This is a genomic window from Herbaspirillum sp. WTB6 (assembly GCF_057457785.1).
The window spans coordinates 1,880,509-1,898,755 of the sequence record NZ_CP176522.1 but is presented as its reverse complement, the minus strand read 5'-3'; the positions used below and the strand labels follow the sequence as shown (position 1 = coordinate 1,898,755).

Below are 18,247 nucleotides of genomic sequence, written 5' to 3'. Positions count from 1 at the left end.
GACATGGAAAACTGGAAGAAAGCGCTGAAGGACATCAGGAAGCAGCTTGCGACTCCAGCTTCTGATTCTCCGGAGACAAAACGGGCGCGTGAAATCGGCTCGACGAAAGTCATGTACGGGACTGTCAGCCGGCCTCCGAAACATGGCTCCGGCTCGGATACTATGCGGGATAAGCAGCAACGCACCGGGCAATCGGTGCAAACAATGCCAAAGCCTGTAAAGGCTGCAAACGCTGTGAAGCCGGATATACCGGCTCCGGTAAGCCTGAACCGCCCTGTCCAGACCAGACCCGCTTCCGCGCATCCAGCCACTGCCGCGCGCAGCCCGGAAGTGCCGGTTTCTCAGCCAAAACCGGTTCCCGTGCCCGACATCATCACGCCGCGCCGCCCGAGTGTCCTGAGCCGTCAGAGCTGGTTCCGGTCTCCGGCAGAATGGGTGGAAAAGGGCATGCGGGTCCAGCTCGCCGCACCTGGACAGAAGCGGCGCGCCATTGATGTCGTGATCGGTCTCGATTTCGGTACCTCCTACACCAAGGCAGCTGTTGGCATGCTGGATAAGATCTATCCCATCAGCTGGGAAGGGACGGCTGTACTGCCCGATCCTTATCTCTTGCCTAGTGAATATACGATCCGGACCGACGGATCTGTCGTCCTGGGGCAGCACCCCAACGCGGACGCGACTCAGATCAGACAGGACCTTAAGCTGCCGTTCCTCTCTCCCGGGGTATCGGCAGCCTCGGTCGCGTCCGCAGCGATGTTTATCGGGCTGGTGCTGTGTTACATCCGGGCATGGGTTTTCGAAAAGCATGCCACGAAGATTGGCGACGCAACGATTCGCTGGCATTTCAATCTTGGCGTGCCCAGCAATGGTCTGGAAGACGAACGGCTGAAATCCACGTACCACAGGCTCGGCTGTACCGGCTGGTTGCTGAGTGAATCGGCGGATCCGATATCCCTGCCGGGTGCGGAGGCAGTAGCGATGGCATGGGCGGCCGGCGGTCGACCCGACTCGCTGCAGGATCTGAGTGTCGCTCCGGAATTCGTGGCCCAGATTGCCGGTTATGTCCAGTCTCCGCAGCGCATCGACGGACTGCATGCGCTTGTTGATGTGGGAGGCGGGACGATGGACATCGCAACGTTCATTGTCCATCATGTTGAAGGCGACGACACCTTCCCGTTTCTTGTTCCTGTTGTGAGGGCGCTTGGTACGCAGATGTTGATTCAGAACCGGCTGGTGGGATCGGAACACAACGATGTCAAGCGTCTTCCAGACTACCTGTCGCCGATAGCTGAAACTACGGAATTTGCCGTGCAGTCGGGGATTAGCGAAAACCATGTCAGGCAACGCGATGTGTTGTTTGCGGAGGCCGTGCAGAAGGCCGTTCATGACGTATTTTTTAAAACGCGCTCGAGGCGATATCGGCTGTCGGACGCGTGGTCCGTCGGGCTGCGCACGTTCGTCGCCGGTGGCGGCGCAGCGGCATGCGGGTACGTCGATGCAGTAAGAGACGGTGGCACGCGCGTTGCCAGGAGCATCGACATCATGCACTTGCCTTTTCACCCCCGGCTTGCGGATTTCAACGGAACGCAGACTGACTACCAGCGTATATCCGTAGCGTGCGGCCTAGCGCAGGATGCGTTTTCTCTCGGACGGATTATCCCTGCTAAGGAGGTAGAGGACGACACGGCACTAACGATGCCGGTCGCGGAACGCTATTCACATGAAGACCTTTACGGGCGTTGAGATACGAAATTGGCAGCAAATGTCACTGGCGTCCATTGTCTCCTCGTCGCCCGCAATTGCCACCCAGCTCTCGCCAGGTGGCATCATTGATCGAACGCTCTCTCGATCCCCTGCACTTGAGTCGCACCTGCTTCAAGCTCTTGGGGGTGATGACGAAACCGGAAATCCAGTCATCCGCCCGGAAATAAATCGTATCAAACGCGTCGTCCGAAAGAATGCCATGGGCCTGTTCGCGTTGCGTTATGGCCGGATACCATCCGCAGAAAAAGCTGGTCCTGTTGGCTTGTATCCGTATCAAAGCCCAAACGAACTTTCCGCGCCGTACTTCATGGCCACGTTCACCGAGCGCTTCAAATCAAAACCGTGGGTAACCGTTCAGCGCCGGGCGTTTTCCTACATCTTCGTCCGCGACCCGCAGCACAGTGGCAAGGTCTGGTGTGCCAGGAATATCCATCGCTCCATGTGGGATGTTGTTCATTTTCCCGATCCCAAAGAGTGCCCCTATACGAAGCTCTCCCCAGCGCTGGCTGTTCCCTGAGCAAAGCGTAAGCCAGTTGTAACAAACGATCTGGGGCTGCAGGTCAGCATTCGTGTCCCGGCAAGCGTGGGGATAGTTTTGTTGCGTGTCAATTTAACTGTTTTTTTATACAGTGTTTTATGTGTCCCTGTTAAAATTATGGGGATCGCAAGTCGGCAGGCCACTTTGACTTGGCCCGGCTCAGCGTTGCGTGGCTATGCTCAACCCGACACAAAATTTCAGAAATTCCTGGAAATGGGGGCGGCAATAACCCATAATGTCCGCAAGTTTACCCAGATATGACAACATGGCCAAATCCCAACCCTTAGAACTGTTGAAGCAGGCACGAACCCGCTTCACACAACGTGAAATCGCCGAGCGCGTCGGCAAGAATGCCAAGACTGTGGGTCGCTGGGAAAAAGGCGAAACGCCATGTCCTATCATGCTCGAACCGGCATTGCGGGACATGCTGCAAACGCCGCCGACCTGTGCTGCAGCAGGCGATCAGAACTTCCGCTTTATCGATCTGTTCGCGGGCATCGGTGGTATCCGCATGGGCTTCGAAGCACATGGCGGTGAGTGTGTGTTTACCAGCGAATGGAATGACTTCTCGAAAAAGACCTATATCGAGAACTACGGTAATAATCACCCGTTCGTCGGTGACATAGTGCCATTCCCCGCCGAAGACATACCCAATCATGATGTGCTCTTGGGCGGCTTCCCGTGCCAACCTTTTAGCCTTGCCGGGGTGAGCAAGAAGAATTCGCTCGGTCGTCCGCACGGCTTCGAATGCACCACCCAAGGAACGCTTTTCTTCGACGTGGCCCGTATAATCGCCACCAAGCGGCCTGCCGCGTTCCTGCTGGAAAACGTGAAGAACCTGCTTTCGCACGACAAGGGCAATACATTTGACGTGATCCTGCAAACACTGCGGAATGAGCTTGGTTACAACGTGCATTACAAGGTGATCGATGGCCAGCATTTCACTCCACAGCACCGCGAGCGGATCATCATTGTTGGATTCCGCGAGAAAACCGGCTTTTCCTGGGATGATCTGCGCTTACCTACGGACGGCCCGCGTCTGGCGTCAATCCTGCACAAGACCGATGGCACCGAACCTGTCTTGGAGTGGGACGAAGACAGATTTTTCGACCACCAAAAGCGCAGCCTCCAGCCCAAGTACACGCTTACCCCTAACCTGTGGGCCTATCTGCAAAGTTACGCCGAAAAACACCGCGCGGCTGGCAACGGATTCGGCTTTGGCATGGCCTTTCCGGACAGCGTTACGCGTACTTTATCGGCCAGGTATCATAAAGACGGATCCGAAATCCTGGTCTATCAAGGCAAGACGAAACGTCCGCGCCGTCTGACGCCGCGCGAGTGTGCCAGATTGATGGGCTTTCCCGATACGTTCAAGATTCCCGTGAGCGATACACAAGCATATCGTCAGTTTGGCAATAGCGTCGTCATGCCGGTGATGCAGGAAGTGGCGCGCATCATGGTGCCACATATCCAGGCGCTGATCGCGCATGAGCGTGATGGCGCGCCGCTTGCAATGCCACTCTTTGGCTAATGGCCGATGTAGTTGATAGTGTAACCCGTAGCCGGATGATGTCCGGCATACGGGGCCGCAACACCAAACCGGAAATCCTGATCCGCAGCCTGCTGCATGGTCAAGGTTTCCGGTTTCGTCTTCATGCCCGAGATTTACCAGGTAAGCCCGATATCGTTTTGCGTCGCTTCCATGCAGTAATATTCGTGCATGGTTGCTTTTGGCATGGGCATGACTGCCCACTGTTCAAATGGCCGAGCACACGCCCGGATTTCTGGCGGGAAAAAATCGATCGGAACCGATCGAGCGATCACAAGACAACGGACGCTCTGCTCGCGAGCGGGTGGCGGGTTGGTATCGTTTGGGAATGCGCAATACGTGGCAGAAACAGGAATATCGAGGGCGTTACGCAACGGTTGTCTGACTGGCTTCGAAGTGATGCCCCATTTATCGAGGAGCGGGGATGAAACGTGGGTATCTGTCCGAATATTTCGAGGGGGTTGCGGCCAAGCGTTTAAGTGCGGTTGAAGCTGATGTCATTACGTCGCACCAGCATGAGTTCAACGGCGTGGAAGGGTTGCGGGAGATCCTGGGCGAACCGCAAGGTAAGGTACATTACGAAGCCACGCTCATGTATCTTACGGACCATGACGACGAGCCCATAGTCGAAGACAGTACACTGACTTGGTATGACGCACGCCAGCGGGCACGACTCGAACGTGGGGTCATGCGATACGAATACCGTCTCTACTTCAAAACGACAAACGTATCACTGAACGCCGCCGCTGGTGACCTCCTTGTAATCGCGAAATCGCGCGATGGCGGTTTGCTGGTGGTCATAGCAGAAAGCGGTTCGAGCATAGCCCGGCAGATCGAGTGGTTGTTCGGCTTTGTTGACTTAGCGCATCCTGGATTTTCCGTTAAGTCCGAACTTGAAACAGAGCAAGACCGCATCGAGTTTGCATCGCGCTTCATCCTGGAAAGCATCGGCGTTGTGGTGGAGACATCCGCTGAAACGTACCTCGATGTCATGCTTGAAAAATTCAAAAGCAAATTCCCTACTACACGCGAATTCTCCGCGTATGCACGCTCGACCCTCAAGGAAATTGACCCACGTGATGACCCGGACATCGTACTCATGACTTGGATGGAGCGCGAGGAAATCCTGTTCCGCACACTTGAGCGCTACCTCATCGCAGACCGGCTCTCACGAGGTTTCGCAGGCGACGTGGCCGCTGGCGTTGATGTTGACGGCTTCCTGTCGTTCTCATTGTCGGTGCAGAACCGCCGCAAAAGTCGTGTCGGTCTCGCGCTGGAAAACCATCTCGAACTCCTGTTCGTAGAAAACGGTCTGCGCCACACCCGAACTGCCGTTACGGAAAACAAGGCAAAACCGGACTTCCTGTTTCCCGGCATCGCCGAATACCACAATCCGGCTTTTGACACTTTGAAACTGACCATGTTGGGAGTGAAGTCCACTTGCAAAGACCGGTGGAGGCAGGTGCTCGCCGAAGCCGACCGGATCGACGACAAGCATCTGTTGACGCTGGAAACCGCGATTTCCACTCAGCAGACCGACGAAATGGCCGCGAAGCGCTTGCAACTGGTCTTGCCGGGTGGGCTGCATCAGACCTACACGTCCGCGCAGCAGGCGTGGTTGATGAACATTGCAGATTTCACTGCTCTTGTTCGCGAACGGCAAGAGCCGTAAGGACACGCCCCGGGTCGATCAGTTGAAGTACGGACACTGGTTCGCATCCGGAAATTAGCAACCCGTGGCGATTCGCCTATCAAAAAGAAGAAACGAATGCATACACCTTGGGGCAATCTTTGTGATATCGATTTCGTAGACCATTCGATGGCCGAGAAAATTATCAGTGCCGATAAGCATCAGCTCGTCGAGGGGCTGGTCGTCGAATGTCTGTTCGATCAGATCGCTCAGAAAGTGCCAAACTCCGCCGATTGCAAAATCGTTCCACTCGATGTGGAAACCATCGTGGTCGACACGAACAAGGCGTCAGGGCGTTGGGTAGCGCTTGTTTGGGCGCGCACCAAAACGGAAGGCCTAGGACGATATTTACTGGCACTCGAACAAGGATTCGTGCCTTATCTGCTTGAATATAATCCCGTCATCGGATTTACCGCCACGAAGAGGGAAAATGGAAGGTCGGTAGCGCCACCTGAATCGCTTTCGATCCTCATGGAAAAACTTTCCGAAACAAAATACAAGCCTTTCTCGGTAAATGCTTCCGTGAGGGATGAAATGCGCCAAAAGCAGGCGTTCTGGGGCTTCATTTCGAATTATTACGGGAGCGAAATAGGAACGCAGATCGTTCTTCCACGTATCCTGATTAATTGTGGCGTTCAGCCATATTTTCGCAGGGTATGGAACCTTGATCGCGTCTTCCTGGTAGACAACGAAATCTGGTTATTGGAAGTTAAACACAAGTTTCCGATGGAGTTACCTCCAAAGGAGAATTACCCTACGCTCCGGTTCGGTATCAACGAAGGTGAACTCGCTGTGATTAGCAGACTTGTCGACTCCGGAATTCGATGCTTACACACCATATTGGTCAAACCTTTTTGGTCGAAGGAAATCGGATCGATGTATTTGTTGAATGATCTTGCGTCGCGAGAGAAAACGGCAATGATCGCTGTCGACCTCAACCGGCAGATCATAAAAAAAATGATAGCGGGCCAGTCCGGAAAATCCGGGGCGCACACGACAATTACAGGCGAATCTGGAATGAAATATCGTACTCTCCCAGCCAAGTCCTTCAGTGACCTCGGTATTCTTTCGGATCCCCCGGAGAAAATCGCAAGAAAAATGGTCGCTGCCATGAAAAGCGAATGCGTCTCTTTTGTTCACGAGGAGCATTTGCAAGCGCTGCGTAGCAAAGTTGAAAAATGATCCGTTTATTTGACTGGATGAAATTTAATAGCTCCGGTATGGATAACGGCGGCACCGCTGACGCCCAATATGGTAACCGTGCCCACTTCCTGATCTCGAATACCCGTTTCACCTGGCAGGCTGCCAAGACCTGCTCATTGTGAAATCGCAAGTCCTGATTCCGCGTCATCAGGAAAAACCTAAAGGCACGTGCAACCACTTCATCAAGATATGGGCGTTCTCCGGCGTACAAACGTTCCTAACATTGGGCTGAGTCTTGTTCCATACCCGATCTCTACTCTAAGTCGCTGTTCAGCAAGACTCGAATGCGACTGGCCTTCTAGAAGTGCATGAGCCAGCTCATACGTGATTACACGGTTCCGACCAATAGATTCAAAGGGTTGCAGATTTCACCTGTAACCTTTTTTCATTTGAATGATTGATGTCCGGCAAACAGCCGAATTACCTGTGACTCGGGCCAAGCACGATCGCGTGTAAAGCCATTCCCCTATAAGAGCGCTTTAAAGATGAGCCTCTTCCAAGGCGATTCAAAATAAATTCAACCATATATCCCAGTACTGAGGCGGCTGCGTTATCGACATCACCACGCCCTCTCGCGCTCCGCTCACTCCTTGTGTTTCGGTACATTCAACCAGACTGAAATTGACTAGGGAGGATGAGCGCAACGATCCAGGTAGTACATCAAAAACAGAAGGGCCTATTTCTCGATAGACGGATGATCATCGAGAAGTAGGCTTTTTTTGTTTCAACCCCACACATTTAAAGGAGTCACGATGCAAGAACAGCCTTTTTCAATTATCGAGGAACAGCCTGTACCGTCCCTCATCTGCCCCCATTGCCAATCCAGCCGTATCAGTACAAGGAACTACGCGAAGAAAGCCGGTGGCGCCGTCGGCACCGTTGCCGGCGTGGCGGCAGGCGCCGCGGGCGCGATGAGCGGCGCCGAAGCAGGAGCCGTTGTCGGTGCCCTAGGTGGCCCGGTCGGCATCGCCATCGGTGGTCTGGCGGGCGCGATCCTCGGTGGACTGTTTGGCGGCGCTGCAGGCTGTGCAGCGGGCACCACACTGGGCAGCATTGTGGACGACACCGTCCTAGACAATTACCAGTGTCTGGCGTGTGGCCACACCTTCGGCAAGCAGCACCACTAAACCGCCGTTGGGGTGACCACCAGCATCAACCTTCCCCGTACGTCACGGCTCACCATCCGCACCACGAACCTGATCCTGCCGGGCTTCGATCTACCCGCAGTCATCCGATCCATCGCACCGCAGTGGTAACACGACCGTAACCAACCCCACGCACTGAACCGCCTTTGCTGTTTTGACCCAGCGGCATCGTCACGTGCGTAGCAAATGAAAGGAACACCCCATGGTACATCTCCTCGAAAACATGGCCTACGTCGGCGCCACGCCCTGGCACGGTCTCGGCAACCCACTCACCGCCCGGCAGCCGATTGAAGTCTGGGCCCGGCAAGCCGGTATGGACTGGCAGATCCGGGAAGCGCCGGTGCGCTTCATGACCGAAAGCGCCGGCCCCCTCGGCGCGATCCTGTCCTTCCCGGAAAACAAGGTCCTGTTCCGCTCCGACACCCATGCCCCACTGTCGGTCGTCAGCCAGCGCTACCAGGTGGTGCAGCCGCGCGACATCCTGGAGTTCTATCGGGACCTGACCGAAATCTCCGGCTTCGAGCTGGAAACCGCCGGCATCCTGAAAGGCGGCCGCAAGATCTGGGCGCTGGCACGCACCGGGCAGTCATCGACTATCAAGGGCAACGACGTCACCAACGCCTACGTGCTGCTGGCCACCGCCTGCGATGGCACCCTGGCCACCACGGCCCAATTCACCTCGATCCGGGTGGTGTGCAACAACACCCTGGCGGTGGCACTGGCCGGCAGCCATGGTGCGGTCAAGGTGCCGCACAACACGGCGTTCGATCCGCAGGCGGTCAAACAGAAACTGGGCATCTCGGTGTCAACCTGGGATGAGTTCATGTACCGCATGAAAGCCCTGAGCGAACGGAAGGTGAAATCGAAGGAAACGCTGAATTACTTCTTGCGGGTCTTTACCGACCACAACAAAACCGCCGCCGGCCACACCAACGAACGCGCGATGGCGAAAGCCATGGCGCTGTTCGATGGGCACGGTAAAGGCGCGGAAATGGCCTCGTCCAAAGGCACGGCATTGGGCCTGCTGAATGCCATGACCGAGTTCGTCGACCATGAACGACGCGCTCGCAGTGTCGATCACCGGCTGGAATCGGCCTGGTTTGGGCAAGGCGCCAACCTGAAGCAAAAGGCGCTCGACCAGGCCTTGTTACTGATTGCCTGAATCCATCGTTGCATCCCCCCAACCCCGCCCGACTGAGCTTATCGCCTGGTCGGGCTTTTTATTTCGAGGAGAACAAGAATGAATACTGCAGCGATTGCCGTCAAGGCAAGCCGGCCCGCGTTGCGGCTGGTCTCGACCAAGGAACTGAGCCGGGACGATTGGCTCACCGTTCGGAAAGGAGGCATCGGCAGCAGTGATGCCGCCGCCGCTGTCGGACTCAATCCGTATCAGTCCCAACTGGAGCTGTGGCTGATCAAGACCGGCCGTGATGGCGACTTGCCGAAGATCGACCCCAAGGACGAAAATTCGCCGATGTATTGGGGTTCGTTGCTGGAACCGATCGTGGCCGCGCACTATACGAGACGCTCGGGCAACCGGGTCCGACGGATCAACGCGGTCCTGCAGCATCCCGATCCGGACAAAGCCTGGATGCTGGCGAACATTGACCGGGAAGTCATCGGTGCCCGGGACGTGCAGATCCTGGAATGCAAGACCGCGGGCGAGTTCGGTGTCCGGCTGTGGCGCGACGGGGTGCCGGAATACGTCCAGTGCCAGGTCCAGCATCAGCTGGCGGTGACCGGCAAAACCGCGGCCGATGTGTGCGTGCTGGTGTGCGGGCAGGAAATCCGGATTCACCGGATTGATCGGGACGACGCGCTGATTGCCCGCTTGATCGAACTGGAACGGCAGTTCTGGCGTTACGTCGAGACCGATACGGCACCACCCGCCGATGGCTCGGATTCGGCGGACCTGGCATTGCGCTGCCTGTATCCACAGGATGCCGGTCAAACCCTGGATTGGCGCGACGACCGCCCCTTGTCGGCCACTTTCGCCGACCTGGTGGCAGTCCGGGCTGAAATCGAAACCCGGCAAAGCCTGGAAGCGGAGCTCAAGCAGCGCCTGCAGCAGCGCATGGGCGACGCCAGCCGGGCGCTGTTCGGGACCGGCAGCGTCAGCTGGAAACGCTCGAAGGACGGCAGCGGCCTGGATCTTGCCAGGCTACTGCAGGATCACCCAGATCTGCTGCAGCGCTATCCGCTGGTCAAACCCGGCAGCCGCCGCTTTCTCATCAGTACGTAATTCCGTCGGCATTTCCCCACCGCAGTTCAACCGATGCAGTCGCCCCCTCTGCTGGGGCTGTGTGTGCTGTCCGCCCCATGCGAAAACCGGGGCGGGCTTTGCTATTTCAAGGAGAAGATCATGATCAAAGGCTTAGCCATTACCCCGCCGATACTGGGGCGGATCTCGATCGGCCGGGTGGTCGAGAAAAACGGCAAACGTCTGCCGGAAAAAGACGATCAATTCACGATCACGTCGCAGGTGCAGAACCGGGATGGCTGGGTAACCCATCCTTACGACGCCGACCTGCGCCAGAAGCTGGATGGCGACAAGCTGCGCTCGATTCCGATCCGGGTGCTGTTCAACGATCCGCAACTGAACCTGCGCGCCGAGTATTGCCTGTTCGACCGCAAGAGCGGTCGCCCCCTGTGCGTCGGCAACGGGGAGCAATGCCGGCGCTATGCCGGCGCGCAGGTGCAATCGCTGCCCTGCCCGTCGCCGGATGAATGCGAATTCTCGGATGGCTTGTGCAAACCCTATGGCCGCCTGAACGTGAAAATCGGGGACGACGACGACTTAGGCACCTTCATCTTCCGCACTACTGGCTACAACAGCATCCGCAACCTGACCGCCCGACTGCACTACTATCGGGCGGTCTGCGGGAATTTGCTGGCCTGCCTGCCCCTGCAACTGCGTTTGCGCGGCAAGAGCACCACGCAAAGCCATCGCGCTCCCATCTATTACGTCGACCTCACCATCCGCGATGGCCTGAGCCTGGTCGATGCGGTCAACCGGGCCAGGGAAGAGCATCAGCTGCGCGACGCCATGGGCTTCGACCAGGAGGCGCTGGATACGGCGGCAGAAAGCGGCTTTGCCAGTGGCGCCTTCGAGCATACGGCTGAGGAGATGATCGATATTGGGGAGGAGTTTTTTGCTGCGGCCAGTGCCGATGCCATTCCCGCTACCGGCAAGGTCGCCGCAGGGTTGCGGGAGAAGCTGGAGAGTAAGGTGAAGAAGCTGGACGGGGAATCGCCACCTGGTCAAGGCAGCCCCAACGCAGACTGATCAAACAGTGTCCTGCAACTGCTTGACCAACTCTTCCAGCAGGTAACGGCGCTGCGGCGACAAAGACTGGATTTTCAATGCCAGGTCCAAGGCGTCGGCGGACGGCTCGAGGTCCGCCGTCTTGCCTCCCTGGGCCTTGCCTTCCGGTGTCCCGGGAGGCGGGCCGTAATGCAGCCAGTGTTCATCCACCTTGAGCCATTTTGCCAGCGTTGCGAGTTTGTCCTGGGTGGGAATCGTCCGGCCGGTCAGCCATTTATGGGCGGTTTGCGTCGATACCGCCGTCCCGGCGTAGCGCAGGTTGAAGCGCAAGGCCAGTTCAGTCGCACCGTTGACCGGCTCGGGACTGCGACGCAAGGCAAATTCCAGCCGCTTGGAGAACGCGACTTTTTCATCATGGGTGGGCATGCAGCGATTGTGCTGTACCCGATGATTCCGCATGGCAACCAGTTGGGTTAATTATATCTCACTTGGGATATACTGATCTTGCCTAAGACAAACATTTTCACCCTATTCACTTTTTAAACCAAAGGAGAAATTCCCCATGAAGCGTTCCGTTTTGGGTGTTCTGTGTGCATCCCTTTGCCTGTCCGCTTTCGCTGCCGAGGGGCGGTGGACTGAAGGGTATGGACAAGGGAATCTCGAATATTTCATCGACAACCAGGGCATCCGGCTTCACATCGCGTGCCCCACGAAAGACGGTAGTGCAGAGACATCCTCTAGCGTCTCCCTGCAGCAGGTCAGCAATGGCGCAGAAGCCAAGCAGTTCAGCGTGACAGTCAACGGCGTGACTTACGAAGGGCCATTCGCAGCAGACAGCAGGGTGGGCGAAAACAGTTTCAGGTCGCTGATTGATGGTCTGCGCAAGGGCAACGCCGTAGTCAAGGCCGGAAAAAAGACGATCACCTATCCCAAGAGCAATGCCGCCCAGGTTCTTCCCCACGGGAAGAAATTCGCCTGCAACACGATGTAAGTGTCACTGACCCCGTGCTAACGGGATGCTCAGCACTTTCTCCATACAAAGTGCTGTTTTCATTCTTATCAACCCCCGACATTTCAATGGGAGATCATCGTGTCCGTCAAACAAAAAATCATCAATGCCTACCTCGTCGCCTGGTTGCTCTTCGCTTTGTATGGCTGGCTGTTTGGCCCAAATAGTTATCGTGGCTTCATGTACAACATCGGACGTGGCTTGCTGTGGCCAGTCATGATTTTCCCTGAGCTCGGCACAGCCATTAGCGCCCTCGTCATCCTGGTCGTTGTCATCGGCGTCCTCGTCTTCGTGCGCAATCCCCGAAAATAAATTCCTTTTGAAAACATGAAGAACCCACTCTTGATGTGGATAGCGCTCGGAATCGCCCTCACGGGCTGTTCCAGCAAAAAATCCCAGTTCGAATCTCAATTCATGGACGGTTGCGTAGGGCTGAATGGGGGGCGCCAGCAGAAGAGAATCTGCTCCTGCGTGGTTGAAAAACTCGAAGCACGCCATTCAATCGACGATCTCTTCGCACTGGCACAACAACCCCATCTGTTGTTGCGGGAGACCATCCCCCACGCACAAGCTTGCAGCGCAAGAAACTGAGGGCGCCGTTTATCACCTCGCCATTGAACGACATCGGCAAAGATGGAAACCCTACGTGTCCACGTCAAAAGACTATTATGAAATTCTCGGTGTCCGGCCCACGGCCAAGCCGGCAGAGATCGACCTGGCGTTCAAAGGGCGGCGAACGCAGTATCACCCTGACAAGTACGCGAATGCCGACGCCGACACCCTCCTTTGGGCAACCGAAAAGATGCAGGAGGTCAACGAAGCCTACACTGCCCTCGGCCATCCTGACGCCCGGTCACGCTACGATCAAGGGCGCAAATCTGCCTACCGCGACCCGCATCATGCATCGGGTCAGAATCAGTCCGGCAGGGCAGAGACCAATGAAGACGCCATCGGGAATATCCCCTTTATTCTCGACTACCTGATGGCGTTACCGCTGGATCAGGCGGACGCAAAGCGGTTCCACTTTGCGCCCAATATTCCACGTCGAAAACTGAGCAATGCGCTAGCGTGCCGAAGTTATTACGCGACCAAACCACCCGGTCAAGCCTACCTTTTAGTGGACGATACGGTATTCGAAGGCGGGGCCGACGGCCTGCTCATTACAGACGAAGTCATCAGCTTCAAGGGGATGTTCGTCAGCTCCAATGACTATAGCTATACCTATGGCTGGAATGGCACATTTTCCGTGGAAGGCTCCACCGTCAAACGATATGACCAGGTATGCAAAATTTTTTCGCTTGTCAGCACCCCCGCCGTGCAAATGCTGGTATGGGCACTGAATCAATTCTTCGCTGATCGCTTCGATTGGCATACGAAGATGGCATTGCGTGGCCACGTCAAATCGCAATTCATCCTGAGTAATAGCTATCATGGGCAACCGGAGGAAGCGCTGCGTTGGCTAACACTGGCAGCAGAAAACGGGCATATGGTTGCACAGCATAACCTTGGCGTACATTACCTCCACAAGAACCTGCAACTTGCCTTTCAATGGTTCACCAAAGCTGCTCAACAAGGTTCCGCTCATTCCCAGCGAGAGCTGCGGTTGGACATTTACAAGCAGTTCTACTGAAACCCGTGTTGGTCGACCTGAGCTGCCCCGTACCAGTCGTACCAGCGAAAATTCCAGGAATTCGGTCAACCAGGAAGATGACAGACATGAAAAATTCGTGTCCAATCAAACGGGGCCACCTCTGTTCTTCATGCGAAGTCTACGCGAGGTCGTCCTGACTTTATCTTATTCGGCACCCGACTTGTGGCGAACGTCCGTATCTGGTTTCCTTGCTTCATCATCAGGTATTGGTCAGACTTGGCGAGGTAGCAAATGTTCTTACGCAAAGCCTCACGCTTGGCCGTGTCGGTACGATCGATCATCCCGGTGCCGATTCCGTGTCCGTACCAAAGATGCTTCATTTTTTCGGAATTGCTGTTCCAGTAGGATCCCTTGCCCTTCGTGATCATGTTCTGCCAATATTCCCCTATCTGCTGCGCGATGTACACGTCAGCCTGTGAACTTGCGGCGTAGAAGAGCAGTACGTGCAGGTGCAGTCCTGAATTTTCACCTTGCTCGAGTTTCCAGATAAAACCGGTAATACCCCTGAGCAGGGTGTTCATGCGACGGTTGCCGAAGAAGCGCTCACGATGTCGCTGAATCTCATCAAGTGTAATGGACTTGCGATACTGCTCCTGATAGCCGAGGTTTAGCCTCAGGATCAGGTGTCGCGACTTCCATTCATACATCTGTGCTTCCAGCGCGATCCCCTGCATCTCATTGTCCTTCGCATTCTCTTTGCGATAGCGAAGGCGAGCCCTGAATTCCGACGAGCGACACGTTGCTCGTATCCTGATAATTAGTTCGTTAAAGAGATCAGCATGGAGCCGTCCAGAGACCCCATCGACCTCCCATGGCTCACCAGGCAGGAATGAGTCATGCAACATGCCGAGTGCTTCGCAGGCCGCGTAAAACGCATCCACATGCAAGGTGTACACGGGACTGCACGAGTAATCATTCAGGCACGCCCTCACCATTGCGTAATAGGTCCTCGCCAATGCCAGCGGCTGTATCGCACTCTTACGCGGATAACCCCACCCGATTACGAATCCGGAATCCTCCGTTGCTTCTATTTTACGTACCATCTTCTCGATTTCATACAGTCGATAGGACACAGTGCCATAGTCTTGATGCAAGGTAATCGTGCTACTGCCATTAATCTCCTGCTCTTCCGTGTTCAGATCGAAATCAGCCTGTCTGAAGAGCGATTTCAGTTCTCCGAGATGGTTTTCCATGTTTCCAATCCTTCTTAATTCATCACTGCGAACAGGATGATTAATTATTCTCGCTGTTCTGATTTTTATCCTGGATATCAGAGGCTATTTGCTATTTTTGATTCAGTTGTATTGCATCCTTCAGCCAACAGAATTCCTGAGTCTCTTGATAAAGCGCCTGAGTCATCTTCACTATCGGCTGACATCTTCATGAGTCATCAATCATCTGTACCTTTCCATAGAACCATCAACAACATCCGTGTTTTAGTTAACTATTAAGCGATTAGCATGCCCATTACATAAGAACCATAAATCCGTGTTTCGCGATATGTGCGTGGCGCATGCATGTAGCACCGAATCTTCATCGTGAAGCGCTCATTTCTTATTTCACTCTACATACCTATTTACGCCTGCGTAAAAAATAACTGTGCAGCACCAATCCTCCACGTGAGAGTCAGGGAAGCGATGGCTAAGCTGCTGTGCGAATTCCGGCACAAAATCATAACGTGTCATATAGGAGCAAAAAAGATACAAAAGACGTGATACGAAATTTCACGGCAATGGAGGTCCGTAACGATGTCGTTTTTAAGTGTGCAAACTGAAACTAGGAGCAGACCCCGGCAAGCTCTCCCCATTTTTTCTTTCCGGCCGAATGGCTATCCGCGCAATTCATCTTGTGCTACCACCGGGAGGGGACGCGATTCATGCGACGAATCGCACGAATCGCCCCGGAATGTATTGCGGTGGCGATAATTTTCTGAATGGCGGGAGGTATCAGGAGGTAACCCAATGAGCCTTGCCCTTGGAATTTTTATACCAAAAAAATGGGGATATCCGAAGCTGTATGAGTAAATCTCGGAATCAGTAAGCGAGCCTGAATAGGCTTGGCTACCAAATTCCAGATCAGCAGGCGCATCCAGCACAAAGCTTCCAGATATCAACTTGCTCGTACCTGAAGCTTCCGTGCACTACGGCATAAAGAAGCATGAAGAGCGATGCTCCTCATGCTTCTTGCACGGAACAGTACGTTTAACAACATGTACTACATGGAAATATTTAGTCCGGAAAAGTAGTGCGATTGAAGATTAATGTACCGCTCCCCTTTCTTACCGACACCGATCCATATTCGGTTCAGCGCCTGAAGGTAATCCAGTGCGGCGTCAAGTCGTCGAACCGGACGCAACGGACCGCTACGAAGCACTGCATTTTTCGGGGCGACCGGATACTGTCTGCACCAGTAATTTTTAAAAAGATAATGCTCCAGGGCCTGCGCATCCATCTGGGCGGGAGGAGCGACGGACTGGGGCGAAAAGATTCGCTTGAATTCATGTAAATGCCACTCCACGATCGCTAAAGCACGCTCAAGGGTATCGATCGAGATCTTGCCCTCTTGCCTGGAAAACCAGTGAAACAGTGCAGCAACGCGTGCAACAATTTCCATTGCCTTCGAGGCGAAGTCCTTGATGTCATGCAGATATCCCCATGGTGAGAGCATCGACTCTGTTTTGTTCACCATGTCGATCCATCGCGCCTTCGCTTCGTCGGAAAATTCCAGGACTGTCCGCTCAACCTTTCCTGTCTCGATACTGCGGCCGTACTCCTCGAGGAGTTCAGTTACACGCGCATGAAAGACCGGCAGGTGTTTCCACTCGGGATCGGCATGCGCCATATAACGCATACCTTGTGTCGAGGCAGGCCATCCGAAAATATACCGTGCCCAGTGGCCAGATCCGCGCGTCACGTCTCCATGACGCGCGGAATACTCTTGAAGCACGGCCTGCTGCACCATGAACGCCACCGTTACCCGCGGATTACGGGCGATGATGCTTTCTGAATTTGCACGATCGAATGCCAGTAGTCGTGGGCCATCCCATTCTTTGTTGCGCATGCCGACCTGGCTCATTGCGCCGCCCTTGATAATGACTTGACCCTCGTCGTCCATGAAGGCGATTGCCTCGCCATCGCCCTGCAGCGCATCCATAATGGCCCGTGCTGTCGCGTTATGGCGCATGATGCGGCGCAGTCTGGGTTTCGAGGGTTCTTTCGCCGCGTGTTCAGACAATTCCCGGTACAAGTTATTCATCTGCTCCCCGCTTTTGTGTAATCTTCCGGCGAATGCCGGAATCAATCGCTTTCCAGAAGCGTAATTCGACGTTGTATTTAGCAATATCGGTTTCGTACTTTTTTGCACGCAATTCGTCGTAGGCATAGATCGGCGCTGAAACGAGGCTGTCGATTGCGCTCTTACGTTCGCCCGATTCGGCGACCATCAGGAGATTGAGCGAAACTGGGCGCACCTGCCCGGTGGGCAGGCGGACATCGATTAACCCCTGGCACGATACCGACAGTGTGGTCAAAAATGACATGCCGACCAACGCATCCGGCGCCTGCACATGTCGGTAGACTTCCTCTGCGGCGTTCTTCGCGATCAGATGAAAGGCATTCAGCGGGTATGGGCTGGAATTGATCGTATTCATGCAGCCTCCTGCTCGACGGCGTTAGCCGCTTCACCCCGTGGGTACCGGTCATTGGGCAGGCATGGTGTCGTCATGTCCAAAAGCGATCCGCAACGATCGCAGCGCACATGGTCGCCGCACTCGGCTAGTGCCTGGGCCTCCGCTGTCAGCATTACCTTGAAGCGTGCTGGATGCAGTTTCAGACCAAGTCGATCCAGTTCCGCCAGGATCTTTTTTTGCGATACATTGCGGCCCAATGCGCGCAAAATGCCTGGGTACGCCTTTGCAAAAAGGGTGTTTTTCTGTTGCCGTTCGCCGGGCTGCAGCGCGTCAAGTGCGCGGAGGAGTTCTTCGCTGGTCCCGGTGGCCTTTTCACGGCCGGAACGCGCCAGATTTGGAGGCATGTTCATTGCATACCTCCATTCAGCAGCTGCTCGACAGAATCCGCGGGCCACAGCAGACGGCGATTCGGTAACTTGATCGGCCGCAACTTAAAATAACTGCCCGTTTGCGAGTATCGTTTCCGGATCGATTGGGCGCTCATGCCCAGCCGCGAAGCCAGTAGTTCCGTCGTCAGGCGGTAGTTATTGCCGTGGCCGACGACCGAATGATGTGCACCATGGGCTTTGTGGGTACATTGCGGGTATTGGGATTGGCTGCCATGAACGCGCAGGCGATCGCTGTTCGGTGTTAAGGAATGCTGGTTAATAGACATGTTGTGCTCCTTTGGTTGTGGATGAAAGACTCCACATCCTAAGGAATTGATCGCCGTTAATAAATGTACTCTTGGGAGCCCCGTGGGCGT

The 18,247-nt window shown here is 55.1% G+C and carries 21 protein-coding genes; 15 read left to right on the top strand and 6 right to left on the bottom strand.

Translation table 11 applies throughout. From position 1 onward, the window contains the following. Window positions 1-3: 3 nt before the first annotated feature. The 11 genes from ACK2VC_RS08855 to ACK2VC_RS08805 all read left to right on the top strand — a co-directional run bounded on the left by ACK2VC_RS08855 (window position 4) and on the right by ACK2VC_RS08805 (window position 11,175). Window positions 4-1,743 carry a hypothetical protein gene (locus ACK2VC_RS08855; RefSeq protein WP_486729975.1) on the top strand — a complete coding sequence of 580 codons (1,740 nt, stop codon included), beginning with the start codon at window positions 4-6 and terminating at the stop codon, window positions 1,741-1,743. Next, window positions 1,721-2,281: a hypothetical protein gene (locus ACK2VC_RS08850; protein ID WP_486729974.1), complete on the top strand. Its 561-nt coding sequence runs from the start codon at window positions 1,721-1,723 to the stop codon at window positions 2,279-2,281. Before ACK2VC_RS08855 ends, ACK2VC_RS08850 begins: the two co-directional genes overlap by 23 nt. A gap of 286 nt (window positions 2,282-2,567) precedes the next feature. Then, complete coding sequence (gene dcm, locus ACK2VC_RS08845) at window positions 2,568-3,833, top strand: DNA (cytosine-5-)-methyltransferase (RefSeq protein ID WP_486729973.1); 1,266 nt, start codon at window positions 2,568-2,570, stop codon at window positions 3,831-3,833. Next, window positions 3,833-4,279: a very short patch repair endonuclease gene (locus tag ACK2VC_RS08840; protein ID WP_486729972.1), complete on the top strand. Its 447-nt coding sequence runs from the start codon at window positions 3,833-3,835 to the stop codon at window positions 4,277-4,279. Before dcm ends, ACK2VC_RS08840 begins: the two co-directional genes overlap by 1 nt. After that, on the top strand, window positions 4,276-5,523 hold the full coding sequence (locus ACK2VC_RS08835; RefSeq protein WP_486729971.1) for a type II restriction endonuclease: 1,248 nt from the start codon (window positions 4,276-4,278) through the stop codon (window positions 5,521-5,523). Before ACK2VC_RS08840 ends, ACK2VC_RS08835 begins: the two co-directional genes overlap by 4 nt. A 96-nt stretch (window positions 5,524-5,619) precedes the next feature. Next, window positions 5,620-6,723: a hypothetical protein gene (locus tag ACK2VC_RS08830; RefSeq protein ID WP_486729970.1), complete on the top strand. Its 1,104-nt coding sequence runs from the start codon at window positions 5,620-5,622 to the stop codon at window positions 6,721-6,723. Next, the gene (locus ACK2VC_RS08825; protein WP_486729969.1) at window positions 6,720-6,866 is read left to right on the top strand and encodes a hypothetical protein; all 147 of its coding nucleotides are present in this window, start codon (window positions 6,720-6,722) and stop codon (window positions 6,864-6,866) included. The genes ACK2VC_RS08830 and ACK2VC_RS08825 overlap by 4 nt, the downstream gene beginning before the upstream one ends. A gap of 630 nt (window positions 6,867-7,496) precedes the next feature. After that, entirely contained in the window at window positions 7,497-7,871 is a 375-nt protein-coding gene (locus ACK2VC_RS08820) for a hypothetical protein (protein WP_486729968.1), read from the top strand. 220 nt (window positions 7,872-8,091) lie between these two features. Next, a complete protein-coding gene (locus ACK2VC_RS08815) occupies window positions 8,092-9,051 on the top strand; it encodes a DUF932 domain-containing protein (RefSeq protein WP_486729967.1) in 960 nt (319 codons plus the stop codon). Between the two features lie 78 nt (window positions 9,052-9,129). Then, window positions 9,130-10,131 (top strand): YqaJ viral recombinase family nuclease, encoded by a 1,002-nt coding sequence (locus ACK2VC_RS08810; RefSeq protein WP_486729966.1) that lies wholly within the window; start codon window positions 9,130-9,132, stop codon window positions 10,129-10,131. 120 nt (window positions 10,132-10,251) lie between these two features. Continuing rightward, window positions 10,252-11,175 carry a recombination directionality factor gene (locus ACK2VC_RS08805; RefSeq protein ID WP_486733206.1) on the top strand — a complete coding sequence of 308 codons (924 nt, stop codon included), beginning with the start codon at window positions 10,252-10,254 and terminating at the stop codon, window positions 11,173-11,175. On the opposite strand, the gene ACK2VC_RS08800 is transcribed toward ACK2VC_RS08805, so the two are convergent. Continuing rightward, window positions 11,176-11,580, bottom strand: a complete 405-nt coding sequence (locus ACK2VC_RS08800) for a transcriptional regulator (protein WP_486729965.1) — start codon at window positions 11,578-11,580, stop codon at window positions 11,176-11,178. A 136-nt stretch (window positions 11,581-11,716) separates the two neighbouring features. Between ACK2VC_RS08800 and ACK2VC_RS08795 the strand changes: the two genes are divergently transcribed. From ACK2VC_RS08795 to ACK2VC_RS08780, 4 genes are all read left to right on the top strand, one after another. Next, complete coding sequence (locus ACK2VC_RS08795; RefSeq protein WP_486729964.1) at window positions 11,717-12,145, top strand: hypothetical protein; 429 nt, start codon at window positions 11,717-11,719, stop codon at window positions 12,143-12,145. Between the two features lie 99 nt (window positions 12,146-12,244). Then, complete coding sequence (locus ACK2VC_RS08790) at window positions 12,245-12,475, top strand: hypothetical protein (RefSeq protein ID WP_486729963.1); 231 nt, start codon at window positions 12,245-12,247, stop codon at window positions 12,473-12,475. Window positions 12,476-12,490: 15 nt separating this feature from the next. Next, the gene (locus tag ACK2VC_RS08785) at window positions 12,491-12,754 is read left to right on the top strand and encodes a hypothetical protein (protein WP_486729962.1); all 264 of its coding nucleotides are present in this window, start codon (window positions 12,491-12,493) and stop codon (window positions 12,752-12,754) included. A 55-nt stretch (window positions 12,755-12,809) separates the two neighbouring features. Next, window positions 12,810-13,793: a DnaJ domain-containing protein gene (locus ACK2VC_RS08780; RefSeq protein WP_486729961.1), complete on the top strand. Its 984-nt coding sequence runs from the start codon at window positions 12,810-12,812 to the stop codon at window positions 13,791-13,793. A gap of 128 nt (window positions 13,794-13,921) precedes the next feature. Here ACK2VC_RS08780 and ACK2VC_RS08775 read toward each other — a convergent pair whose 3' ends face one another. The 5 genes from ACK2VC_RS08775 to ACK2VC_RS08755 all read right to left on the bottom strand — a co-directional run bounded on the left by ACK2VC_RS08775 (window position 13,922) and on the right by ACK2VC_RS08755 (window position 18,157). Then, complete coding sequence (locus ACK2VC_RS08775) at window positions 13,922-15,007, bottom strand: hypothetical protein (RefSeq protein WP_486729959.1); 1,086 nt, start codon at window positions 15,005-15,007, stop codon at window positions 13,922-13,924. A 1,021-nt stretch (window positions 15,008-16,028) separates the two neighbouring features. Beyond that, window positions 16,029-17,069: a YfjI family protein gene (locus ACK2VC_RS08770; RefSeq protein WP_486729958.1), complete on the bottom strand. Its 1,041-nt coding sequence runs from the start codon at window positions 17,067-17,069 to the stop codon at window positions 16,029-16,031. Then, on the bottom strand, window positions 17,062-17,463 hold the full coding sequence (locus ACK2VC_RS08765; protein ID WP_486729957.1) for a DUF3987 domain-containing protein: 402 nt from the start codon (window positions 17,461-17,463) through the stop codon (window positions 17,062-17,064). The genes ACK2VC_RS08770 and ACK2VC_RS08765 overlap by 8 nt, the downstream gene beginning before the upstream one ends. After that, window positions 17,460-17,852, bottom strand: a complete 393-nt coding sequence (locus ACK2VC_RS08760; protein WP_486729956.1) for a hypothetical protein — start codon at window positions 17,850-17,852, stop codon at window positions 17,460-17,462. Before ACK2VC_RS08760 ends, ACK2VC_RS08765 begins: the two co-directional genes overlap by 4 nt. Beyond that, window positions 17,849-18,157, bottom strand: coding sequence for a helix-turn-helix transcriptional regulator (locus ACK2VC_RS08755; RefSeq protein ID WP_486729955.1), 309 nt, complete (start codon window positions 18,155-18,157; stop codon window positions 17,849-17,851). The genes ACK2VC_RS08760 and ACK2VC_RS08755 overlap by 4 nt, the downstream gene beginning before the upstream one ends. Window positions 18,158-18,247: the final 90 nt, after the last annotated feature.